Origin of the sequence: Biformimicrobium ophioploci (assembly GCF_030270605.1) — a bacterium.
GTDB classification, from domain to species: domain Bacteria; phylum Pseudomonadota; class Gammaproteobacteria; order Pseudomonadales; family Cellvibrionaceae; genus Biformimicrobium; species Biformimicrobium ophioploci.
The window spans coordinates 387,977-406,926 of the sequence record NZ_BSYJ01000002.1 but is presented as its reverse complement, the minus strand read 5'-3'; the positions used below and the strand labels follow the sequence as shown (position 1 = coordinate 406,926).

Below are 18,950 nucleotides of genomic sequence, written 5' to 3'. Positions count from 1 at the left end.
GCAGTATTTTTGACCACCATAATTGTGTCATATATTATGCCTAAACTATCCAACACGACGAAGTTAAACGCACCATGATCAGAAAACTCGTTATCGGCCTGACTTCCGTTGCCGTAGTCATTGCCCTGCTTGCCCTGCTACTCCCAACCATCCTGCATAAAGCCGGGCTCCACCCGGAGTACACCGGTGACACCGTGGAACTACCTGGCAAGCGCGCACTGGTGATCACCACCAGCCACGGCACCCTGAATGCCCCTGGCGAGACCGACGGCAAGGCGACCGGTGTATTCGCGTCGGAAATGACCGTGCCCTACTACACCTTCCTCGATGGCGGCATGCAGGTGGACATTGCCAGCATCCAGGGTGGCGAGATCCCGATCGACCCGGAATCCTTCTTCTACGCGGTGCGTACACCGGAAGACGAGCGCTACCTGCAGGATGCGGTCGTACAAGCCAAAGTAAAGAACTCCCTGCGTATCGATGACATCGACTTTACCCGGTACGACATCATCTTTATGGCTGGCGGTTGGGGCGCAGCCTATGACCTGGGTTATTCCGATGTCCTGGGGCGCAAGGTCAGCGAAGCCTATTACGATAGCAGCGCAGTAATCGGTGGCGTTTGCCACGGTGTGCTGGGCCTGATCAAGGCCGAGGACAAGGACGGCAACCTGCTGATTGCCGGGCGCCGTATGACCGGAGTCAGCGACAAACAGATCAAGGAACTGGGCATCGAGATCACCCCGCAACACCCCGAAACCGAGCTGCGCAAGGCCGGTGCCAAGTATGAAAAGCAGACCGCCTTCCGCGACATCTTTGCCACCCACGTTGTCGTGGATGATGAGCGCCGCTTTGTCACCGGCCAGAACCAGAACTCCGGCTACGATACTGCGCATCAGATGATGGCGGTTGTCGCCGAACGCTAAGCCCCACTATTGCGTCGCCGGCACTACGCTGGCGAACAGCCCAATACAGGCGCAACCCTATGCACCGCAAGTCCGGCTCAAGAGCCCGCCGCACCGGCAAACGTTTCGCCCGCACACTGCTCTGCACCTCACTGGCCGCCGCCATCAGCGCAGCGGCGCAGGAGAGCATAAGTGAAAGTGCGAATCAGATAGAAATACCCAACGTCGAGGCAAAGCGCCCCAACATCCTGGTGATCCTGGCTGACGACCTCGGCTACACAGACATCGGCGCTTACGGCAGCGAGATCAGCACCCCCAACCTGGATGACCTGGCAAAAGGAGGGCTGCGCTTCAGCAAATACCGCACCGCACCCAGCTGCGCGCCGACCCGCGCCATGCTGATGTCGGGCGTCGACAGCCATCGCGCCGGTGTCGCCAATATCGCCGAAGCACTAACGCCAGCCCAGTCGCACTCTCCCTTCTACCAGGGCCACCTGCGCAAGGACGTGGTGACCATCGCCACCCAGCTCAGGGACGCGGGCTATCACACCTACATGGCAGGCAAATGGCACCTGGGCTACAAGGATCCAGCGCTGCGCCCGATCAACCGCGGCTTCGAACAGACCGTCATGATGCCGTATTCCGGCGGCGATAACTGGTCCAACAAAAGCTACCTGCCGCTGTATGAAAAAACCCTGTGGTTTGAAAACGGCGAGCCGTATGAACTGCCAGAGGATTTCTATTCCTCGGAGTTCCTGATAGACAAGGCCATCGCCCAGATCGACAGCAACCGCGCCGACGGCAAACCGTTTTTTACTTACCTGCCATTCATGGCGGTGCATTTGCCCATGCAGGCCCCGCGGGAATACACGCAGAAGTACCTCGAGACCTATAGCCATGGCTGGGATCCGATCCGCAGCCAGCGCCAGCAAGCGGCGAAAGCGTTAGGACTGGTACCCGCCGATGCGGCCATGAAACGCATGAACACCACCGCCGATTGGGAGGCGCTGTCAGACGAAGAGCAGCGTTACAATGCCAAGCGTATGGCAGTGTATGCGGGCATGGTCGATGCCATGGATTTTCATATCGGCCGGCTGCTGCAGTACCTGAAGGACATTGGTGAGTACGACAATACCGTCATCGTCTTTACCTCCGACAACGGCCCAGAACCGAACGAAATTACCGGCCCACAGCGCCTGGTGATGCTCAACCTGCTGGACTATACCGACGACTACGACACCCTCGGCGAAAAAGGCAGCTACGGCACTATCGGCCCGAGCTTTGCCAGTGCCGCCGCCTCTCCCCTTGGCCACTACAAGTTCCACTCGGGCGAGGGTGGCATGCGGGTACCGCTGCTGGTCAGCGGCCCGGCCGTCGCTGAGCCCCTGCGCGGGCAGATCAGCCACGCCACCGCCTTCGTCAAGGACCTTGCCCCCACCTTGTTGGGCCTGGCGGGCGTTGCCGATCACCGCGGCCGATACCGCGGCCGCACCGTGGAGCCAATCACCGGCCGCAGCCTGCTGCCGCTGCTGGAACAGCCCACCGCAGCGGTCTACGGCCCCCAGGACACCATCGCTTACGAAATCGGTGGCAACGCCGCACTGATCAAGGGGGACTACAAGATCACCTTCAACCGCGGCCCCAACAACGATGGCCAGTGGCACCTGTACCATATCGAACGTGACCCTGGTGAAACCACACCACTGGAACAACGCGAGCCGGCGCGCTTCGCCGAGCTGCTGTCGGATTACGAAGCCTATGTGCGCGACAATGGCGTACTGCCGGTGCCGCCTGACTACAACCAACGGCGCCAGGTCACCCGTAATGCCGTAAGGCAGCGCTTGCCCCAGATCGCCCTTTCCGTAGGATTGCTACTGGCCGGTGTCGCAACGCTGCTGCTGTGGCGCCGTCGCCGGGGCTAGCCGGTAGATAGTACAAACCTAAGAGCACAAAAAAGCCGGCAGTTTCCTGCCGGCTTTTTTGCATCTGCATGGGCCCATTGCTGGACCCAGTACTCACACTAGATCAGCACCACACCTCAGAACTGGTAGCTAACCGTCGCACCGATGGTGCGCGGCTCGGCAAGCCAATCCTGCTGGGCGCCGGTCATCGCCGCGGGCACGGTGCGCAGGTAGGAGTAGACATCGTCGGTGGCGTTCTTCACCCACACCGCCGCATCCCAGTCCTCGTTGCGCCAGCCGGCACGCACATTGACGGTCTCACGATCCTGCACAAAATCCGGAACATCTGGGTTCACGGCGTGGTCCGAGGCATAGTTGTAGTCGGTACGCAGGTAGGCGGCACCGTCTGCTACCGGCGCCATCAGAGTGGCTGCCAGGTTGGACGACCAGCGTGAAGCCCCTGAGAAGACGTCGTTATCCAGGTACTGTACGCCGCCGCTCAGTTTCAAGAACTGCCAGGGTGCCGCGGCAAAATTCAGGTCCACGCCCTTGATCGTACCTTCGTCCTCCTCATTGGCGACATAGGTACCCAGGCCAATGGCCTGCTGTCTCAGATACTGCAGGTCATCCACCAGCATCTGGAACGCGGTGGCGTTGACCTCCAACTGGTTGTCGAACAGGCGCGACTTGACACCCAGCTCGTAGTTGGTGGTCTGCTCGTTATCATAGGTGCGCTCCGCACCCGCACCCGCCACGCCGTTGAAACCGCCGGACTTGTGACCAGTGGCGATAGACGCAAACACCATCACATCCTCATTGACGAAATGGGTCAGGCTCGCCATACCGGTGACACTGTCGTCCTCGAGACTGAAGCTGTCATCTACCGGAGCGTAAAGTGCAGCTATCAAGGGCGGGATATTCATAGCCGGCCCCGCCGGGCCAAAGGCACCGGCGGGGATACCGGTTGCCGTGGAATCAGCCCGCACATACATATCTGCGGATTTTTCCTCAGCGGTGTAGCGCAGGCCAACGGTAGCTTCCCAGCTGTCGGAGAAGGTATAGGTGGCCTGGCCAAAGGCCGCAAAGGTGTCGGTCTCCCAGGCATTGTCGATCGTGGAGCTGTCGCCGGGGCGTACCAGCATGGCAAATGCAGGCCCCAGCGGATGCACCTGGGTGCCCACAGCGAGGATGTCCGAGCCAAAGTTAGCGACCGGCTGGCCAAAACCGCGGCCCAGCTCTTCATGACTGAAATAGAGGCCCGCCAGGTACTGCAGCGGCCCGTCCAGGTCACTGCTCAGGCGCAATTCCTGCACCAGGCTTTCCCCGCGGTAGGCATCGTCTACATAGTAGAGATCGAGCTCGGTGCGGTCACCGTCAAAGCTGCTCGCCCACTCGTAATCGTTCCAGGCGGTGATTGAAGTGAGGGTGGCAAAAGACAGGTCGTAGTCCACCACCGCGCTGAGCGCATCAGCCGAGAGGGTAAACGCCAGCGGGTAATCGTTATTGCTGTAGTAATCCAGCGGATCGTTTTCGGGCACTTCCAGGCCCTTCATCTGCAACACGCCGGCCATAGCCGGGCTGATGGTAGTGTCGGCACCACAGCAACTGGAATCCCGCTCTACATGGCTGGCAATCAGGTTCACGCTGAGTGCATCGGTGGGCTGCCACGTGAACTTGCCGCGCAGGTTCCAGTCAGACCGGTCGTTCTGGTCCGGGCCGGTACCGCTCTCCAGCCAGCCATCGCGCTCGTGGACAGAACCGCTCAGGCGGTACCCCGCAGTTTCGCCGATCGGGGCGCTCACTGAGGCAGTGTATTTCTGCAGGCCATAATCGCCAGCGGACGCTTCCAGGCGCGCTTCAAACTCCTCCATATTGACACCACTTGTGACAATATTAAGCACACCAGCATTGGCGTTCTTGCCATACAGAGTACCCTGCGGGCCCTGCACCACCTCTACCCGCTCGACATCCACCAGATCCGACAGGCCGAGACCGGAGCGACCCAGGTAAACACCGTCGACCACAACCGCCACGGATGCCTCCAGGGACGGGTCGTTCTGGTTGGTGCCCAACCCGCGGATGCGAATACCAGCCGCAAACGGGCTCAAATTACGGTTAACCGTCAGGCTGGGTACCTGCACGGCCACATCCTTTGCATCATCGATGCCCGCCTGCTGCATCTCTTCGGCAGACAGGGCACTTACCGAGACGGCAATGTCCTGCACACTCTGCTCGCGCTTGGTGGCGGTGACCGTGATTTCTTCCAGTTCCGCCAGAGCGCTGGAGGCAGCGGTGGCAAGTGCGACCGCGAGCGCGGTCTTGGTGAACAGTTTATTGATCGGCATGGGCTCTCTCCCAGATCGCTGATTTTTTATTGTGAATTGGCGAGCGAACTTCACCCCAGACCACCGGTGATCCTAACCGCCAACTATTGTCATAACTTGCGACATCACTTCAATGCTAGCCAAACCGAGTGGTCAAAAGCAAGGCTTATCGGGCACTCCCAAACATATCGACATGAATTGTGTCATATCTACACAGTACAGGAGGGTTGTTACCGGAAAACTGTTGTCAGGTGCGCGGGGCAGCGCCCAGGAAGGGATTGACGCGCAGATCACGCGCACCAGCAGGTCAGAACTGAAATGAGCAGGAACAGAACTTTCCCGCGAGCGAAGGACTGATCGGGGGAGGCTCAGCTAAGCAGGTCTTTCAACAGCCCCTCAACGACCTTGCCACAGGCCTTGTCAGAGAGCTTCTGGTGCCGTGAAAGACGCTCGTAAAATTCAAACGACATAATTGCATCCACCGCCTCGCGCTTGTCCGCAGGCAACTGCAAAATTTCTGGCAGGCACTTTTCCAGATTCTTGCGCATCTTGCGCACATTGGATGCATAAACGTCGGAGATGACCTGCGAGCGCCACAGCAGACTCCACGTCGCCCGCTGCAGCTGGATCAGCTGGGCAAAGGCCTCCATGCGACAGCGCACCGCACCGGTCAGCCGCTCGTCAAGGGAACCCTCCACCGGCATTTTATTGAACAGGGCTTCATACACGGGACGCACCTGCGAATTGAGTTCCGCATACAGCAGCTCCATTTCGGTGAAGTGCCGAAATACCGTGCGGATGGAAATACCTGCCTCATCCGCCACCTGCTGCGCCGTGGGGATATAAATTTCACGCTCCATCAGCGCGAGCATCGCGTCAATAATCTGCTGGCGGCTGCGCACACTGCGCAGGGCACGACCATCTACCTTGACTTCCATAACGTCCCCGCTTCCTCTTTGAACTTACTACCACCCAGTAATTTGGCGCGATATTGTGCCACAGCATACCCTGACGACCTATTCACCGCACAATTTCTCCAGCACCCAGTCATTCTCCCGAATTCGAGCTACCGGTACTTGCTTCTTGCGTGACGAATTGCACTTGGCGAATCAAGTATTGGCATATATAGTGCCATTATATTCATAAAACATAAAGGACCTGAAAATGGCGAGCTGCACTGAACTCTGGGTCGACCGCAAGGACTTCCGCAAGACACGCACGGTCGGTGAACAGAACCTCACCGCCGGGGACGGCCAGGTACTGGTCGCCATCGACAAGTTTGGCCTCACCGCCAATAACGTCAGCTACGCCCTGTCCGGAGAGATGATCGGCTACTGGAGCTATTTCCCTGCGGAAGGGCAGTGGGGCAAGGTGCCGGTGTGGGCCTGCGGCACAGTGGTCGAATCCCACAGCCCCGAGGTCCCCGTTGGCGAGCGCCTGTGGGGTTTCTTCCCCATGGCGAGCCACACGGTACTGACTCCCGGCAAGGTGCGCGAAGACCAGTTTATGGATATGGCGGAGCATCGCCAGGCCTTGCCCGCCATGTACAACGCCTACCGCCGCACCCAGGCGGAGCCAGACATCCTCACCAAGCTGGAGAATGAGCGCTGCCTGCTGTTCCCGTTGTTTGCCACCTCGTTCGTACTCTACGACTACCTCATCGACAACGCCCTGTTCGGCGCCGAGCAGGTGGTCATCGGTTCCGTCTCGTCCAAGACCGGCTTCGGCCTGGCGCACCTACTGCATCGCGATAGCGAAATCAGCACCAAGGTGGTGGGCGTGACGTCCGCCGGCAACACCGCGTTTGTGCGCGACCTGGGTTGCTGCGATCAGGTGGTGAACTACGGCGAGGAAAGCCAGATCGACGCGAGCCTGCGTACCGCCTATATCGACATGTCCGGTAACGTCACCCTCACCCGCGCCCTGCACCAGCACATCGGCGACAACATTGTGGAGAGCGCCATGGTTGGCGCCAGCCACTGGGAGGGCGGCGGTGCTGCCGGCGACCTGCCCGGGGCCAAACCCACCTTCTTCTTTGCCCCCGGCCAGATCGGCAAACGCGATAAGGAGTGGGGGCCCGGTGCGATGATGCAAAAAGCCATGATGGCCAGCGCCGAGATTGCCATGGCCACCAGCGGCAACCTCAAGGTCGAGTGGCTGCACGGGCCCGAGGCCCTGGATAACGCGTGGCAGCAACTGCTGGACAACCAGGTCGGTGCCAGCCGCGGGCTGATGGTTTCACTACTCGACTGATTGCTTATGAAACGCTATTCCTGCGTACTGCTGGCCGGCGCCAGCGCCGCCCGGCGCATCCGCGAGGAGGGGCTGCACCAACAGCAGTTCTCCACCCTGATCGGCGCGTCCGGTGGCCCCAAGTGGCTGGCGATCAGCCACCTCGACCGGCTGCTGGCAGGCGAGTTTTTTGCTGGCCGCAACACACCGATCACCAGTGTGGGTTCCTCCATCGGCAGCTTCCGCAATATGTGTTACGCGTTGGAGGATGCCCCCGCGGCTATTGGCCGGCTCGAAAATGCCTACATCAACCAGCAGTACGAATCGGACAAGCCTACCCCTGCGGAAATTACCGCGGTCGGCGAACAGATGGTGCTCGCCGCCCTGGGCCCAACCGGCGCCCAGCAGGTAGCCAACAACCCCATCTGGCAGAGCCATTTCGTGACCGTGCGCGGACGCGGTCCGCTGGCCAGCGAAAACCGCGCGGTACTGGCGCCAGTGTTGATGGCATCGGCCATGGCCAATGCGGTGTCGCGCCGCACATTGCGCGCCTTCTGGGAGCGCGTGGTCTTCCACGCCGGCGAATCTGCGTCGGTGCAGTTCGACAACCTGCGCACCGTCAACACCCGGCTGTCCGAGCACAATGTATCCGATGCGGTACTGGCAAGCGGTGCTATTCCGCTGGTCATGACGGGGGTACAGAATCCCCACGGCGCACCGGCGGGCAACTACCGCGACGGCGGCATTACCGACTACCACTTCGACCTCGCCTTCCGGCGTCCACAGGGCCTGGCCCTGTATCCGCATTTTTTCCCGTATATGGTCCCGGGCTGGTTCGACAAGAGCCTCAGCTGGCGCTGGGTGCGCGGCGGTGCGATGGAAAACACTTTGCTAGTGGCGCCGTCACCGGCCTTCGTCGCCAGCCTGCCCTACGGCAAAATTCCTGACCGCGACGACTTCCGCCGCCTGACCGAAGATGAACTGCGCAAGTACTGGAACACCGTGGCCGATATGAACCGTCGCCTCGCCGACGATTTCTTCGAACTTTGGCAAAGTGGCAACCGCGGCGCGCTGGCCGATCACCTGATCGAAGTTGGCCGCGACGACCTGCCACACAAACTCGACCGGGTCACTGCGGCCTGAACCAGCCGCATTTTGACGCGGCAATAATAATCAACAGGAAAGTTAACGCGCATGATCGATCTCTACACGGCCCCAACGCCCAACGGGCACAAGGCATCCTGCACGCTGGAAGCGCTGGAGATTCCCTACGAATCACACTTTGTAAATATCGTTGAAGGCGAGCAGAAAAAGCCGGAAATTCTGGCCATGAACCCGAATGGTCGCATCCCGGTCATCGTTGACCGCGCGCAGGACAACTTCGCGGTATTCGAGTCCGGCGCCATCATGGTCTATCTGGCGGAAAAGGCCGGCAAGCTGCTGCCCACCGACAGCAAGGGCCGTACTACGGTCATGCAATGGCTGATGTTCCAGATGGGCGGCGTCGGCCCGATGATGGGTCAGGCCAATGTGTTCTACCGTTATTTCCCGGAGAAACTGCAGCCGGCAATCGACCGCTACCACAATGAATGTCGACGCCTATTCGAAGTGTTGGACACGCGGCTGGCGGAGCGCGAATGGCTCGCCGACGACTACTCCATTGCCGACATTGCCAACTGGTGCTGGGTGCGCACCCACAAATGGTCCGGTGTATCGGTAGAAGGCCTCGAGCATCTCAATCGCTGGCTCAGCGCCATGTACGAACAGCCCGGCATGCAAAAAGGCATTGCAGTGCCGTTCAGCCTCGGCAACCTGCTCGACGACGAAAAAGAGCAGGAGAAATTCAAAACCGGCGCGCGCAAAGCACTGCAAACCTAATTGGGGAACACAACATGATCCAGGTCTACGGTGTGCACGGCTCACCCTTTGTCCGCAAAGTTTTGATCGCTCTGGACCTCAAGGGCATCCCCTTCAAGTTGATACCGCAAATGCCGTTTAGTGGCGACGCGGAGTACTTAAAGATCAATCCACTCGGCAAGGTACCCACACTGGTGGATGGCGACCTGACCCTGGGGGACTCCAAGGTGATCTGCCAGTATCTGGAAGCAGCCTACCCGGAAACACCGGTGTATCCGCAAGCAGTGACCGACAAGGCGAGGGCGCACTGGTACGAAGACCTGTGTGGCGGACGCGTTTCCGAACTCGCCGCGGGCATTTTCTTCCAGCGCTTTATGCGACCACTTGCGTTCAATCAGCAGCCCGACGAGGAAAAAGTCGCAAAAATTATCGACCGCGACCTGCCCCCGCTGCTGGATTACCTGGAGAGCCAGATTCCCGCAGAGGGTTTTGTATTCGGCGACTTCTCCATGGCGGACCTGTGTATTGCCAGCCCGTTCTTTAATGCCAGCTACGCCGGCTACGATGTGGATCCAGCGCGCTGGCCGGCACTGGCGGGTTTGATTGAGCGAGTGAAGGCACTACCAGCCGTTCACAAAATCCTGGAAAAAGAAGCACAAGTTCTGGGACTGAGTTAAATAGCTATACCAGGCGTTACTAACGCACCCGATGAACCGTGAAGCTAAAATTACAATTTGCCAGCATTTGATACGAGTAGATGGTTCTGCCCAACGGAAAGAAATATGAAAGAGAATAAAGGAATCCCGGCCAACATCGCACACCAACAGAATCTGCACGAAGAAAGTAAAAAGCTCCACCGCGGCCAAGAGGATCACTATCGCATCTGGCAGGCACAGGCTTCGCCCTACTCTTATAAAGTCATGACCTTTATGAACTACAAGGGTATTCCGTATAAAAAAGTGGGCGCCAACCATATGGAACTCGAGTGGGTCAAAAAAGTGGCCGGGCAATCCATTGTCCCCGTTATGCTGACACCCGATGATCAGGTGATGCAGGATTCCACTCCGATTGTGATGCATCTGGAAGAAAATTTTCCGGCGGTAAAAACCGTACCGGACGATGCACGCCTCGCGTTCCTTATGTGGCTGATCGAAGAGTTTGCCGATGAATATATGCCGCGCATTCATATGCACACCCGCTGGGGCAATGAACAGAACCGGGCCGCCGTGAGCCACCGCATCGCCAGGGGTTTCACCTTTGGTAGTGCCGACATGGAAGCCAAAGACCTGGCGCCATTCCTGGTGGAACGCCAGTCCGGCTTTAACCAGCACCTGGGCCTTGTGGGTGATCAGGTGCGTGCCAGCATGGACCAGCAAATTGAAGATCTGCTGGCGATACTCGAACAGCACTTCAAGCACCATCAGTTTTTACTGGGATTCAAGCCGTCACTCGCGGACTTCTCCCTGTACGGGCCGCTTAAGGTGCACCTGTATGAAGACCCCCGCTCCAACGAAATTATGGAAGTGAAGGCCCCGCGCACCTGCAACTGGATACAGACCATCACCGACCTGGGGGATACCCGGGGCTGCGCCGGCCAAACCGAGTTCGGCGACTGGATCAACCTGGATGAAGGGTTGCCAGACAGCCTGCTGGCACTATTGAGCTTTATCGGCAAGACCTACCTGCCATTGGCAAAAGCCACCGCAAAGGCCTGCATTGCACGCGAAAAGTTTTTCGAGGAAACCATTTACGGCGCAACCGCATCCTTCAGTGCACATCAGTACCGCGCCTGGAGCTTCGAACAGCTGCAGTTGCGTTATGAAGCACTGACCGATGCCGAAAAAGCGGATCTGGCCACCGCCCTGCGTGACGCGCAGATCACGCCCGGACTGATGAGCGACGGAATTCTTCACAACGGCCTGTTCGACGGGTTCACCCCGCCCTTTATCAAAGATGGTATTCCTGATGCGCGTATCAGGCGCATCAAGGAGAAAGCCGCGCAAGCCGACACTGTATAATGTTTATCCGCTGGCGCATTACTGCCGCATTTAGAGACCGAATGAAATCTTATGTTTGATATTCAAGTAGAACGTATTATCGACAAGGACATCGCCACCGTATTCAAGATTCTGGCGGACCACGATGCTTATGACCGTTTCCGCGGTGTAAACGATGCAAAGCTCCTGGAAGCCGGACATACAGAAAGGAATGGCGTTGGCGCATTGCGCCATATCGACCTTGGTGCAGTAAAGTTTGAAGAGCGCATTACCTGCTTCGAGCGGCCCTACCGGCTCGATTACAAGATCGAAAAGTCCTCGCCCCTGCCATTCAACCATGATATCGGTAGCATTACCCTGAGCGAGGTCGAAGGGGGGACCAAGGTCACCTGGATTTCCAGAGGCTCTATCAACATCCCTGTTCTCGGCAGAATCTTTCTCGGCCCCCTGTTCGAGCGCAAGGGACGCCAGGGCTTCGGTTCACTGCTCAAGCAAATCTCCGCACTATGAAACCATTTATTCCCGTATTGCTCTGCACCGCCGCCTTGATGGCTTGCGACAATCGCACCGAAAGCGGCACAACCAGCAGTGCCAATGACGGCCCGGACAAATACGGCTTCACTGCACCCACCGCGGCGACTATCCGCGCGAATGCGGATGTGCTCAACCAGCTACCGTTTGGCGACCAGCAAGATTTTGCCGATGCTCGCCGCGGCCTGATTGCCAGCGCTGACAACCTTCGGATTGATGGGCCCGGATCCGGCCCCGTGTGGGACCTCACCGCCTACGATTTCATTCAGGGCGATGCTCCCGCCAGCGTCAACCCCAGCCTCTGGCGCCAGGCCAAGCTGAACAATATCCATGGTCTGTTTGAAGTCACCAAAGGGATATACCAGTTGCGCGGCTTTGACCTCGCCAACATGACACTGATTGATGGGGATACGGGCTGGATTGTTGTCGATCCGCTCACGTCCAAAGAAACCGCGCAACACGCCTTCGAATTTGCCATGCAGCACCTGCAGCGCAAGCCCATTTCCGCGGTTGTCTTCACGCACAGTCACGTGGACCACTTTGGTGGCGCCACTGCACTGGTCTCCGCCGAACAGATCGCCAGCGGCAAGGTGGATCTCATAGCCCCAGAGGGCTTTATGGAGGAGGCCACCAGCGAAAATTCCATGGCGGGAACGGCCATGTATCGGCGCGCTCTCTATATGTATGGCAAGCGACTGCCACGTTCCGAGCGCGCACATGTGGACACCGGCCTGGGCAAGGAGCCTGCACTGGGTTCCAGCAGCGTACTGCCACCCAATTTTCTCGTCACCCAAACACCACAACCGCACGTTATTGACGGCGTGCCTTTTGTCTTTCAGAACGCGCCCCACTCGGAAGCCCCCGCGGAACTGACCTTCTACCTCCCCGAGCACAATGCGTGGTGCGGTGCCGAGCTGGTTTCACAACAGATGCACAACGTCTACACCCTGCGTGGTGCCAAGGTGCGCGATAGCCTGAACTGGAGCAATACCATTGATGATGTCCTCCAGCGCTTCGGGGATGCGGAGATTTATTTTGGCAGCCACCACTGGCCTATCTGGGGCAACGCGCAGGTGGTGGACTTTCTGAAAAAGCAGCGCGATGTGTATAAGTACATTCACGATCAGACAATCCGTATGGCCAATGCCGGCCTGACGCCACGGGAAATCGCCGAACAGATCCAACTCCCCACGTCCCTGCGCAATAACTTTTCCACTCGCGGTTACTACGGCACCGTCAGTCACAATGTGAAAGCGGTGTATCAGTTTTACTTCGGCTGGTACGACGGCAATCCGGCCAATTTAAATCCCCTGCCACCGGTAGAATCTGCGAGGAAAACCATAGAATTTATGGGTGGCGCCGACGCCGTATTGAGCAAGGCACAAAACTCGTTCCAGAACGGGGAATACCGCTGGGTAGCAGAGGTGCTTAATCAGCTGGTATTCGCCGATCCCGATAACGAAAGCGCCAAAGCCCTGTTGGCCAGGACTTACGACCAGCTCGGCTATGTCTCGGAATCCGGCCCGTGGCGGGATGTATACCTGAGCGGTGCCTATGAATTACGACACGGCGGCCCCGAGCGCGGTATGGATCTGGCGCTTGCCGCCGAACAACTACGCTATATGCCCCTGCCACGCTTTCTCGACACCATTGCAGTATCACTGGATGGACCCAAAGCGGACGGCGAGGATCTCACCGTCAACTTCGTATTTCCTGACCTGCACCAGAGCTACGTACTGCAAATCGAGAACGCGGTACTGCATCACTGGCAACGGCCACCGGACCCCGAAGCCAACGCTACCCTGACACTGACACACGACCTGTTTATAAAGCTCCTGACCCGACAGGCGAGCGCTAAAGAAATCCTGTTCTCGGAAGATCTGGAAGTAAGCGGCAGCAAGCTGGACCTGGTTCGTTTTTTCTCCCTGTTCAGCATGGCAGACGGAAAGTTTGATATTGTCACGCCCTGAGACCAGTGCACATTAAATAAGGACAATTGGAGAGCATGATGAAGTGGACATTGCAAAAAACGCTGTATCGCACTGCCCATGCGGTGACAAAACCACTGTTAAATCTGGTGAAAGTACCGGTCCCAGAACTCCTCAGCGGCCCCGGTAGTGTCGCGCAACTGCCAGAATTGATCAGTAATAACGGCCTTCAGCATGTACTTCTGGTCACCGATGCGGGCATCACCAGCCTGGGTTTGGCCAATGGGCTGCTGCAGGCACTCGAAAAGGCCGGTATTTCCTGCACGGTTTTTGACGGGGTGAAGCCAAACCCCACCATAGAAAATATTGAATCCGGCGTTCAGGTTTATCAAAGCAACCGCTGCGACGGCATTATTGCATTTGGCGGCGGTTCACCTATGGATTGCGCCAAGATGATCGGCGCCCGGGTCAGCAACCCGGGCAAGTCCGTGATGAAGATGCGTGGCGCATTCAAGATTTCCAAATCGCTGCCACCACTGTTCGCAGTACCCACCACGGCAGGCACCGGTTCAGAGTGCACTATCGCGGCGGTGGTCTCGGATCCACAAGCTCAGGAGAAGTTCGCAGTCACGAGCCTGAAGATTGTCCCCCCCTATGCGGTGCTGGACCCCGAGCTGATGCTGGGCCTGCCACCGCATATCACCGCGAGCACTGGCATGGATGCCCTTACCCATGCAATTGAGGCCTATATAGGCGGCTTTGGGACATCATTTACTGACGATTACGCGGAAAAAGCCGTAAAAATCATTCTCGAGGACCTCGAGACGGTGTATCTGGACGGATCCGATCTGGAGCGACGCAACAATTTGGCCCAGGCGTCCTACTTTGCAGGGCTCGCATTTACCCGGGCACTCATTGGTTATGTACACGCCATCGCGCACAATTTGGGTGGCATGTACGGGGTACCCCACGGCCTTGCCAATGCCATCGTGCTACCGCACATTCTGGACTTCTCCCGCGCAGATTGTGAGCACAAGCTGGCACGCCTGGCCGTCATTGGCGGGCTGGGGGATACGAGCGAACCCACCGCAGACCTTTCCATGCGCTTTATCGAAAAGATCCGCGATATGAATCGCAATATGGATATTCCCACTACGGTGGCGCCGTTGCTGGAAAAAGACATTTCTCAGCTTGCACAGCGCGCCCTCAAGGAAGGTAATCCGGACTACCCCGTACCCACGCTGATGAACCAACAGCAGTGTGAGGTGCTGTTGCGTAAGTTACTGCCATCTGTCGAGAACACAGCCGGATAAATTATCAGGCGCATCCGAAAAAGCCAACGAAACACCACTACAGGACCACCGATGTCATCACGCGCAAAAATCTGGCTGCTCCCAGCCATGCTGTATGCCCTTTTTGTTTTCTGGTATACAGATTTTTCCGGCCCACTCAGTAACGCAGAGATAGATAAGTTCACCCGAGCACTGACCGACAACGGGGTGTCTGCAGAGCGGGTGGGTGAGCTGGGACGCTTCATGCGCGAAGACAGTGGCCGCCAGTTCCTGATGGTCAATGCAATCCACAATAATGCCGAACCACCAGCGGTGGAAGGCGCACCGGCCGACGCAGACGCCGACACCCTGATGGGCCTGTATCTGGAGCATATGCTGCCGGCACTTGTAAAGCGCGCCAGCCACCCGGTACTCATTGGTGGTGCCGTGTTCCCGGTGATCGATCTTATCGGGCTCGAGGGCGCCGAGGAGTGGACCAGTGCTGCTATCTTCCGATACCGCAGCCGGCGCACTTTTATGGAGGTCATCAGCAACCCGGTATTCCTAGGCCGCCACGATTTCAAGACCGCAGCACTGGAAAAGACCATCGCCTACCCGATCGAACCCAGCCTTTACCTGGGCGACCCGCGCTTGCTGCTCGGGCTTATCCTGTTTTCGCTGACGGCGCTGATTCAACTGCTACTACCTGCCTTTTCCCGGCGCGGTAAAAATAAGACAAGCGGGACACAGGAAAATCAAGCCGGAACAACAGGGACGTTTTAAATACCTCTTGTAGCGAATAAGAAGAAGATTGTATGACCGAACTTTCTCCCATCGATAACCGTGTTTCCACCCGCGCCTTTAAAGACACCCCGGTGCCACAGGTGCTGCTGAACGACATATTTACCCGCGCGCAACAGTCGCCCTCCAACTGCAACGTGCAGCCTTGGCAAACCTTCGTTGTCTCGGGCGCCAAGAAAGACGCACTGAAGCAGCGCTTTGTCGAAGAGCTGATGAAAGGCGACGGACCCAAGCCGGATTTTGACTGGTCAGTAAAGTACGCCGGCATCCACCGAGAACGTCAGTTTGGCTCGGCCAATGCTTTGTATTCCGCGATGGGCATCGAGCGCGAGGACAAAAACGCACGGCAGATGGCGATGCTGCGAAATTGGGAATTCTTTGGCGCACCGCACGCGGCATTCTTTGTCATGGACAAGTATCTCGGCATCATGGGCGCCGTTGATATCGGCATTTATGCGCAGACACTGGCACTTTTATTGGAAGAGCATGGCCTCGGCAGCTGCTTTCAGGGTGCTCTGGGACAGTTCCCAACGCCAGTCCGGGAAATGTTCGGGCTGAGCGACGATCAGGGCATTCTTTTTGGTATGTCGTTCGGCTACCCGGACGAAGCTGCCGCAGTGAATGCAGCACGTACCGAGCGCGCGACACTTTCTGAGGCCGTAACTTTTATTAGCTAGGCCGCGGGCGCTTTTATCAGCTAAGCCGCCGCCACTGGCGGTAAAAAACTAGCGCGTGCGCTGCAGTCCCGGTACTTGCCACTCGGCACTCAGGAATTCGTCCCCGGGTAAATACAGGCGCATCGTTACCGCAAAAGCGCCGTCCGGAGCGGGCAACCAGTTAGCCAGGTTTTCCGGCGGCTGGTGCTGAATGAGAATATCCAGGGAGCCATCGTCGTTGTACTGCAGTGCGTCTCGATCACCGATCGTATAACGATTAATGGGATTGTCGATCAGGAACCCGTCCCGGTCATACATGGTCAGCGACCAGAACGCATCCACCGGCGGTGTCTGCCCCGTGGGAAAATGCAGTCGATAGCGGTTGGAACCGTGCAGTGCTTTGCCTTCAGCATCCACTTCGGTATTGGGGTAAGCTGCCTCCTCTGGAGGCAAGGCGCCCAGACCGACAACGGCCACCGCCATACGTAACCCGTAGTCATCCCCGTAGCGCCCCAGTTTCGAACGCCAAACGGTCCAGCCATTTTCCAGCTCTCGCGGACCACTTACTGCCGACATGACCCGGTTCTGTGCAATTTTTATCGCCCGGTCCATCAGCAGGGTCTGCAACGGATTCCAGCGCTCTTTTACCTCGTTACTGCCAGGAGCGATTCCCAACGCAAGTAAATTGTCCAGGGCCGCTTCGTCCTGCGGCAAGGTCTGCTGTTCCTGCAGTAAACTGTTGACCAGCGCGAAGTATTCTGTCGCTGACATCGCCATCAGTTCGGCAGCGGGATCTTTCGCACGCGTCTGGGCATTGCTTCCGGCAACTTGCCCACTGTGGCGTACCCCGGCAACCCAATCGGCCAATGGCGTGAGGAAATATTCCTGTTGCAGCTTGCGTACATCAGGGATATCTATCCGGCCATTAGTCTGGATGCGGCCAATCACCCACACCCCATTGGTGGGTGAGGTAATTTTCCGTACACCGGCAGGCACTGCACCTTGCCAGTCCGGCCCCGCGATCAGGTAACTGCCAGCCCCGGTGCCGGTGCTGCCTTTACCAACGGTGGCAAACACATTGGTCCAGATATCCATCAGTGGCATCACGTATTGGCGGCCGGCGGTATCCGGCACGTCCAGCACCAACGGCCCGGTGGACAAATCCAGCCAGGCAATACTGTAGAGCGTGTCATTGTTCGGGCGCACCACGTTGCGGAAAGTGTGGTCAGGAAAAGACTGGATATGGCTGAACCGGTTGAGGATAAATCCATTGCCGATCATGGACTCGCGGGTGAGCGCCATCAGCGCGAGCGGGTAACTGTACACATAGGCCTGAGCAGTCTTTTTGACCAGGCTCAGGCTGTATAACAATGGCCCGCCCAGCAGTATGATCAGGGCAGACAAAACGACCAGATTTTTTTTCATGCCAACGCCTCCGGCAGGGAAATGCCACCGAGTCTCATGTACGAATTTTTAAACGAGTCCAACGAGTAAAGCCTCACAGCCGGTGCCCTCCAGGGCTCCCAGCAGCCGCTGCTGGTCGGCTTTCGCCAACTGAGCAAACTCTTCGCGTAGCCAACTCAGGCACTTGCCCTGGTATGCAAACGCAGACTGGACCCATCGCTGGCCATCGATCTCGCATTCCCAGGTACCTTCACCAGCCTTCAGGGCCGCGGCATTGGCCAGTTGTGCCGGCACATAGGTGCGGCCAATTTCGTTCAACAACGGGCGCAAGGTCGAGGGAAGGTCCACTGGGTCGTTCCAGCGCGTATCAGCAAGCTCGAGGCCGCTCTGGTCTTCCATCAGGCTGGTCCAGACAACCACTCGGGGGGCCAGGTCAAGGGCGATGTCTCGCGGCGTTGGGTCTACGCTCACCAGCTGCGTGAGCTGCCCGTACAAGGCGAAGTCGCCAGCACCCGGCCTTGTACCGAGCATATACGGCTGGCTGGCCAAATGCGCTTCCATTGCCTGCAGGAAGCGTCGGTAGCTGGCCTCGATTACCGGCGCGGTATGGTCGCTGGAGCCCACAACACCAAGGCGGCCGATCTGGCGCTCGGAGAGCATCACGCTCATCTGCTGCAACATCGCATCCGGCAGGCTCACCGAATAACCGAGCGGAAGCAGGTTACCCGCGTGACCGGCATCTGTAGCGAAGTGCCAACGGTAGTGAAACATAAACTTGGTTACCCACTCATCGGCATAGTCCTCGAGCAGGTAGTCGACAAACGCCAGCGCCGGGTCCCGCGGCAGCACGGACCTACGGGGGTACAGGTGTTCAAGACGGCGAATCAGAGGGGTAGAGTCGCAGAGCGCCTGAGGCTGCTCATCGTCATCAGGCAACAACAGTACCGGTAACAGGGCGGGCTTGGGTACCGCCACCCCCAAAGATTGCAGCGCCTCCCGGGGATCCCCCCAGGTCACCCGGTAGGGAATCTGCCGGTAACGCATCAGGGCCACCATCTTGCGACTGTAGGGCGAGCCAATATGGCCGAATATCCGGACTGGGACGATGCTACTCACTGGCTTCCTCCAGGGTTTCCCATGTCATTC

16 protein-coding genes are annotated in these 18,950 nt (G+C 58.1%); 12 read left to right on the top strand and 4 right to left on the bottom strand.

Annotated elements, in window-relative coordinates; genetic code table 11:
• Positions 1-74: 74 nt before the first annotated feature.
• A complete protein-coding gene (locus QSJ80_RS05245; RefSeq protein ID WP_285763283.1) occupies positions 75-923 on the top strand; it encodes a type 1 glutamine amidotransferase domain-containing protein in 849 nt (282 codons plus the stop codon).
• Positions 924-982: 59 nt separating this feature from the next.
• Entirely contained in the window at positions 983-2,824 is a 1,842-nt protein-coding gene (locus tag QSJ80_RS05240) for a sulfatase family protein (RefSeq protein ID WP_285763282.1), read from the top strand.
• Between the two features lie 116 nt (positions 2,825-2,940).
• Here QSJ80_RS05240 and QSJ80_RS05235 read toward each other — a convergent pair whose 3' ends face one another.
• On the bottom strand, positions 2,941-5,148 hold the full coding sequence (locus tag QSJ80_RS05235) for a TonB-dependent receptor (protein WP_285763281.1): 2,208 nt from the start codon (positions 5,146-5,148) through the stop codon (positions 2,941-2,943).
• Positions 5,149-5,495: 347 nt separating this feature from the next.
• Positions 5,496-6,065 (bottom strand): TetR/AcrR family transcriptional regulator, encoded by a 570-nt coding sequence (locus QSJ80_RS05230; protein WP_285763280.1) that lies wholly within the window; start codon positions 6,063-6,065, stop codon positions 5,496-5,498.
• Between the two features lie 226 nt (positions 6,066-6,291).
• On the opposite strand from QSJ80_RS05230, the gene QSJ80_RS05225 reads away from it, so the two are divergent.
• The 10 genes from QSJ80_RS05225 (at position 6,292) to QSJ80_RS05180 (ending at position 16,421) form a co-directional block, all read left to right on the top strand.
• The gene (locus QSJ80_RS05225) at positions 6,292-7,380 is read left to right on the top strand and encodes a DUF2855 family protein (RefSeq protein WP_285763279.1); all 1,089 of its coding nucleotides are present in this window, start codon (positions 6,292-6,294) and stop codon (positions 7,378-7,380) included.
• A gap of 6 nt (positions 7,381-7,386) precedes the next feature.
• The gene (locus QSJ80_RS05220; RefSeq protein ID WP_285763278.1) at positions 7,387-8,502 is read left to right on the top strand and encodes a hypothetical protein; all 1,116 of its coding nucleotides are present in this window, start codon (positions 7,387-7,389) and stop codon (positions 8,500-8,502) included.
• A gap of 51 nt (positions 8,503-8,553) precedes the next feature.
• Complete coding sequence (locus QSJ80_RS05215; protein WP_285763277.1) at positions 8,554-9,237, top strand: glutathione S-transferase family protein; 684 nt, start codon at positions 8,554-8,556, stop codon at positions 9,235-9,237.
• 14 nt (positions 9,238-9,251) lie between these two features.
• Positions 9,252-9,893, top strand: a complete 642-nt coding sequence (locus QSJ80_RS05210) for a glutathione S-transferase family protein (RefSeq protein WP_285763276.1) — start codon at positions 9,252-9,254, stop codon at positions 9,891-9,893.
• 105 nt (positions 9,894-9,998) lie between these two features.
• Positions 9,999-11,234 (top strand): glutathione S-transferase family protein, encoded by a 1,236-nt coding sequence (locus QSJ80_RS05205; RefSeq protein WP_285763274.1) that lies wholly within the window; start codon positions 9,999-10,001, stop codon positions 11,232-11,234.
• 51 nt (positions 11,235-11,285) lie between these two features.
• Positions 11,286-11,723: an SRPBCC family protein gene (locus QSJ80_RS05200; RefSeq protein WP_285763273.1), complete on the top strand. Its 438-nt coding sequence runs from the start codon at positions 11,286-11,288 to the stop codon at positions 11,721-11,723.
• Positions 11,720-13,714, top strand: coding sequence for an alkyl/aryl-sulfatase (locus QSJ80_RS05195; protein WP_285763271.1), 1,995 nt, complete (start codon positions 11,720-11,722; stop codon positions 13,712-13,714). Before QSJ80_RS05200 ends, QSJ80_RS05195 begins: the two co-directional genes overlap by 4 nt.
• A gap of 35 nt (positions 13,715-13,749) precedes the next feature.
• Positions 13,750-14,985: an iron-containing alcohol dehydrogenase gene (locus QSJ80_RS05190; RefSeq protein ID WP_285763270.1), complete on the top strand. Its 1,236-nt coding sequence runs from the start codon at positions 13,750-13,752 to the stop codon at positions 14,983-14,985.
• A 51-nt stretch (positions 14,986-15,036) separates the two neighbouring features.
• Positions 15,037-15,726, top strand: a complete 690-nt coding sequence (locus QSJ80_RS05185) for a hypothetical protein (RefSeq protein ID WP_285763269.1) — start codon at positions 15,037-15,039, stop codon at positions 15,724-15,726.
• A gap of 32 nt (positions 15,727-15,758) precedes the next feature.
• The gene (locus tag QSJ80_RS05180) at positions 15,759-16,421 is read left to right on the top strand and encodes a nitroreductase (RefSeq protein ID WP_285763268.1); all 663 of its coding nucleotides are present in this window, start codon (positions 15,759-15,761) and stop codon (positions 16,419-16,421) included.
• A gap of 48 nt (positions 16,422-16,469) precedes the next feature.
• On the opposite strand, the gene QSJ80_RS05175 is transcribed toward QSJ80_RS05180, so the two are convergent.
• Together QSJ80_RS05175 and QSJ80_RS05170 are read right to left on the bottom strand one after the other, a co-directional pair.
• Positions 16,470-17,825, bottom strand: a complete 1,356-nt coding sequence (locus QSJ80_RS05175) for a DUF1254 domain-containing protein (RefSeq protein ID WP_285763267.1) — start codon at positions 17,823-17,825, stop codon at positions 16,470-16,472.
• Positions 17,826-17,873: 48 nt separating this feature from the next.
• Positions 17,874-18,920, bottom strand: a complete 1,047-nt coding sequence (locus tag QSJ80_RS05170) for a glutathione S-transferase N-terminal domain-containing protein (protein ID WP_285763265.1) — start codon at positions 18,918-18,920, stop codon at positions 17,874-17,876.
• Between the last annotated feature and the right edge of the window lie 30 nt (positions 18,921-18,950).

Bases quoted from the DNA above. Each gene is read 5' to 3' on its own strand.
- QSJ80_RS05245 (WP_285763283.1), top strand. From the start codon at position 75: ATGATCAGAAAACTCGTTATCGGCCTGACTTCCGTTGCCGTAGTCATT.
- QSJ80_RS05240 (WP_285763282.1), top strand. From the start codon at position 983: ATGCACCGCAAGTCCGGCTCAAGAGCCCGCCGCACCGGCAAACGTTTC.
- QSJ80_RS05235 (WP_285763281.1), bottom strand. From the start codon at position 5,148: ATGCCGATCAATAAACTGTTCACCAAGACCGCGCTCGCGGTCGCACTT.
- QSJ80_RS05230 (WP_285763280.1), bottom strand. From the start codon at position 6,065: ATGGAAGTCAAGGTAGATGGTCGTGCCCTGCGCAGTGTGCGCAGCCGC.
- QSJ80_RS05225 (WP_285763279.1), top strand. From the start codon at position 6,292: ATGGCGAGCTGCACTGAACTCTGGGTCGACCGCAAGGACTTCCGCAAG.
- QSJ80_RS05220 (WP_285763278.1), top strand. From the start codon at position 7,387: ATGAAACGCTATTCCTGCGTACTGCTGGCCGGCGCCAGCGCCGCCCGG.
- QSJ80_RS05215 (WP_285763277.1), top strand. From the start codon at position 8,554: ATGATCGATCTCTACACGGCCCCAACGCCCAACGGGCACAAGGCATCC.
- QSJ80_RS05210 (WP_285763276.1), top strand. From the start codon at position 9,252: ATGATCCAGGTCTACGGTGTGCACGGCTCACCCTTTGTCCGCAAAGTT.
- QSJ80_RS05205 (WP_285763274.1), top strand. From the start codon at position 9,999: ATGAAAGAGAATAAAGGAATCCCGGCCAACATCGCACACCAACAGAAT.
- QSJ80_RS05200 (WP_285763273.1), top strand. From the start codon at position 11,286: ATGTTTGATATTCAAGTAGAACGTATTATCGACAAGGACATCGCCACC.
- QSJ80_RS05195 (WP_285763271.1), top strand. From the start codon at position 11,720: ATGAAACCATTTATTCCCGTATTGCTCTGCACCGCCGCCTTGATGGCT.
- QSJ80_RS05190 (WP_285763270.1), top strand. From the start codon at position 13,750: ATGATGAAGTGGACATTGCAAAAAACGCTGTATCGCACTGCCCATGCG.
- QSJ80_RS05185 (WP_285763269.1), top strand. From the start codon at position 15,037: ATGTCATCACGCGCAAAAATCTGGCTGCTCCCAGCCATGCTGTATGCC.
- QSJ80_RS05180 (WP_285763268.1), top strand. From the start codon at position 15,759: ATGACCGAACTTTCTCCCATCGATAACCGTGTTTCCACCCGCGCCTTT.
- QSJ80_RS05175 (WP_285763267.1), bottom strand. From the start codon at position 17,825: ATGAAAAAAAATCTGGTCGTTTTGTCTGCCCTGATCATACTGCTGGGC.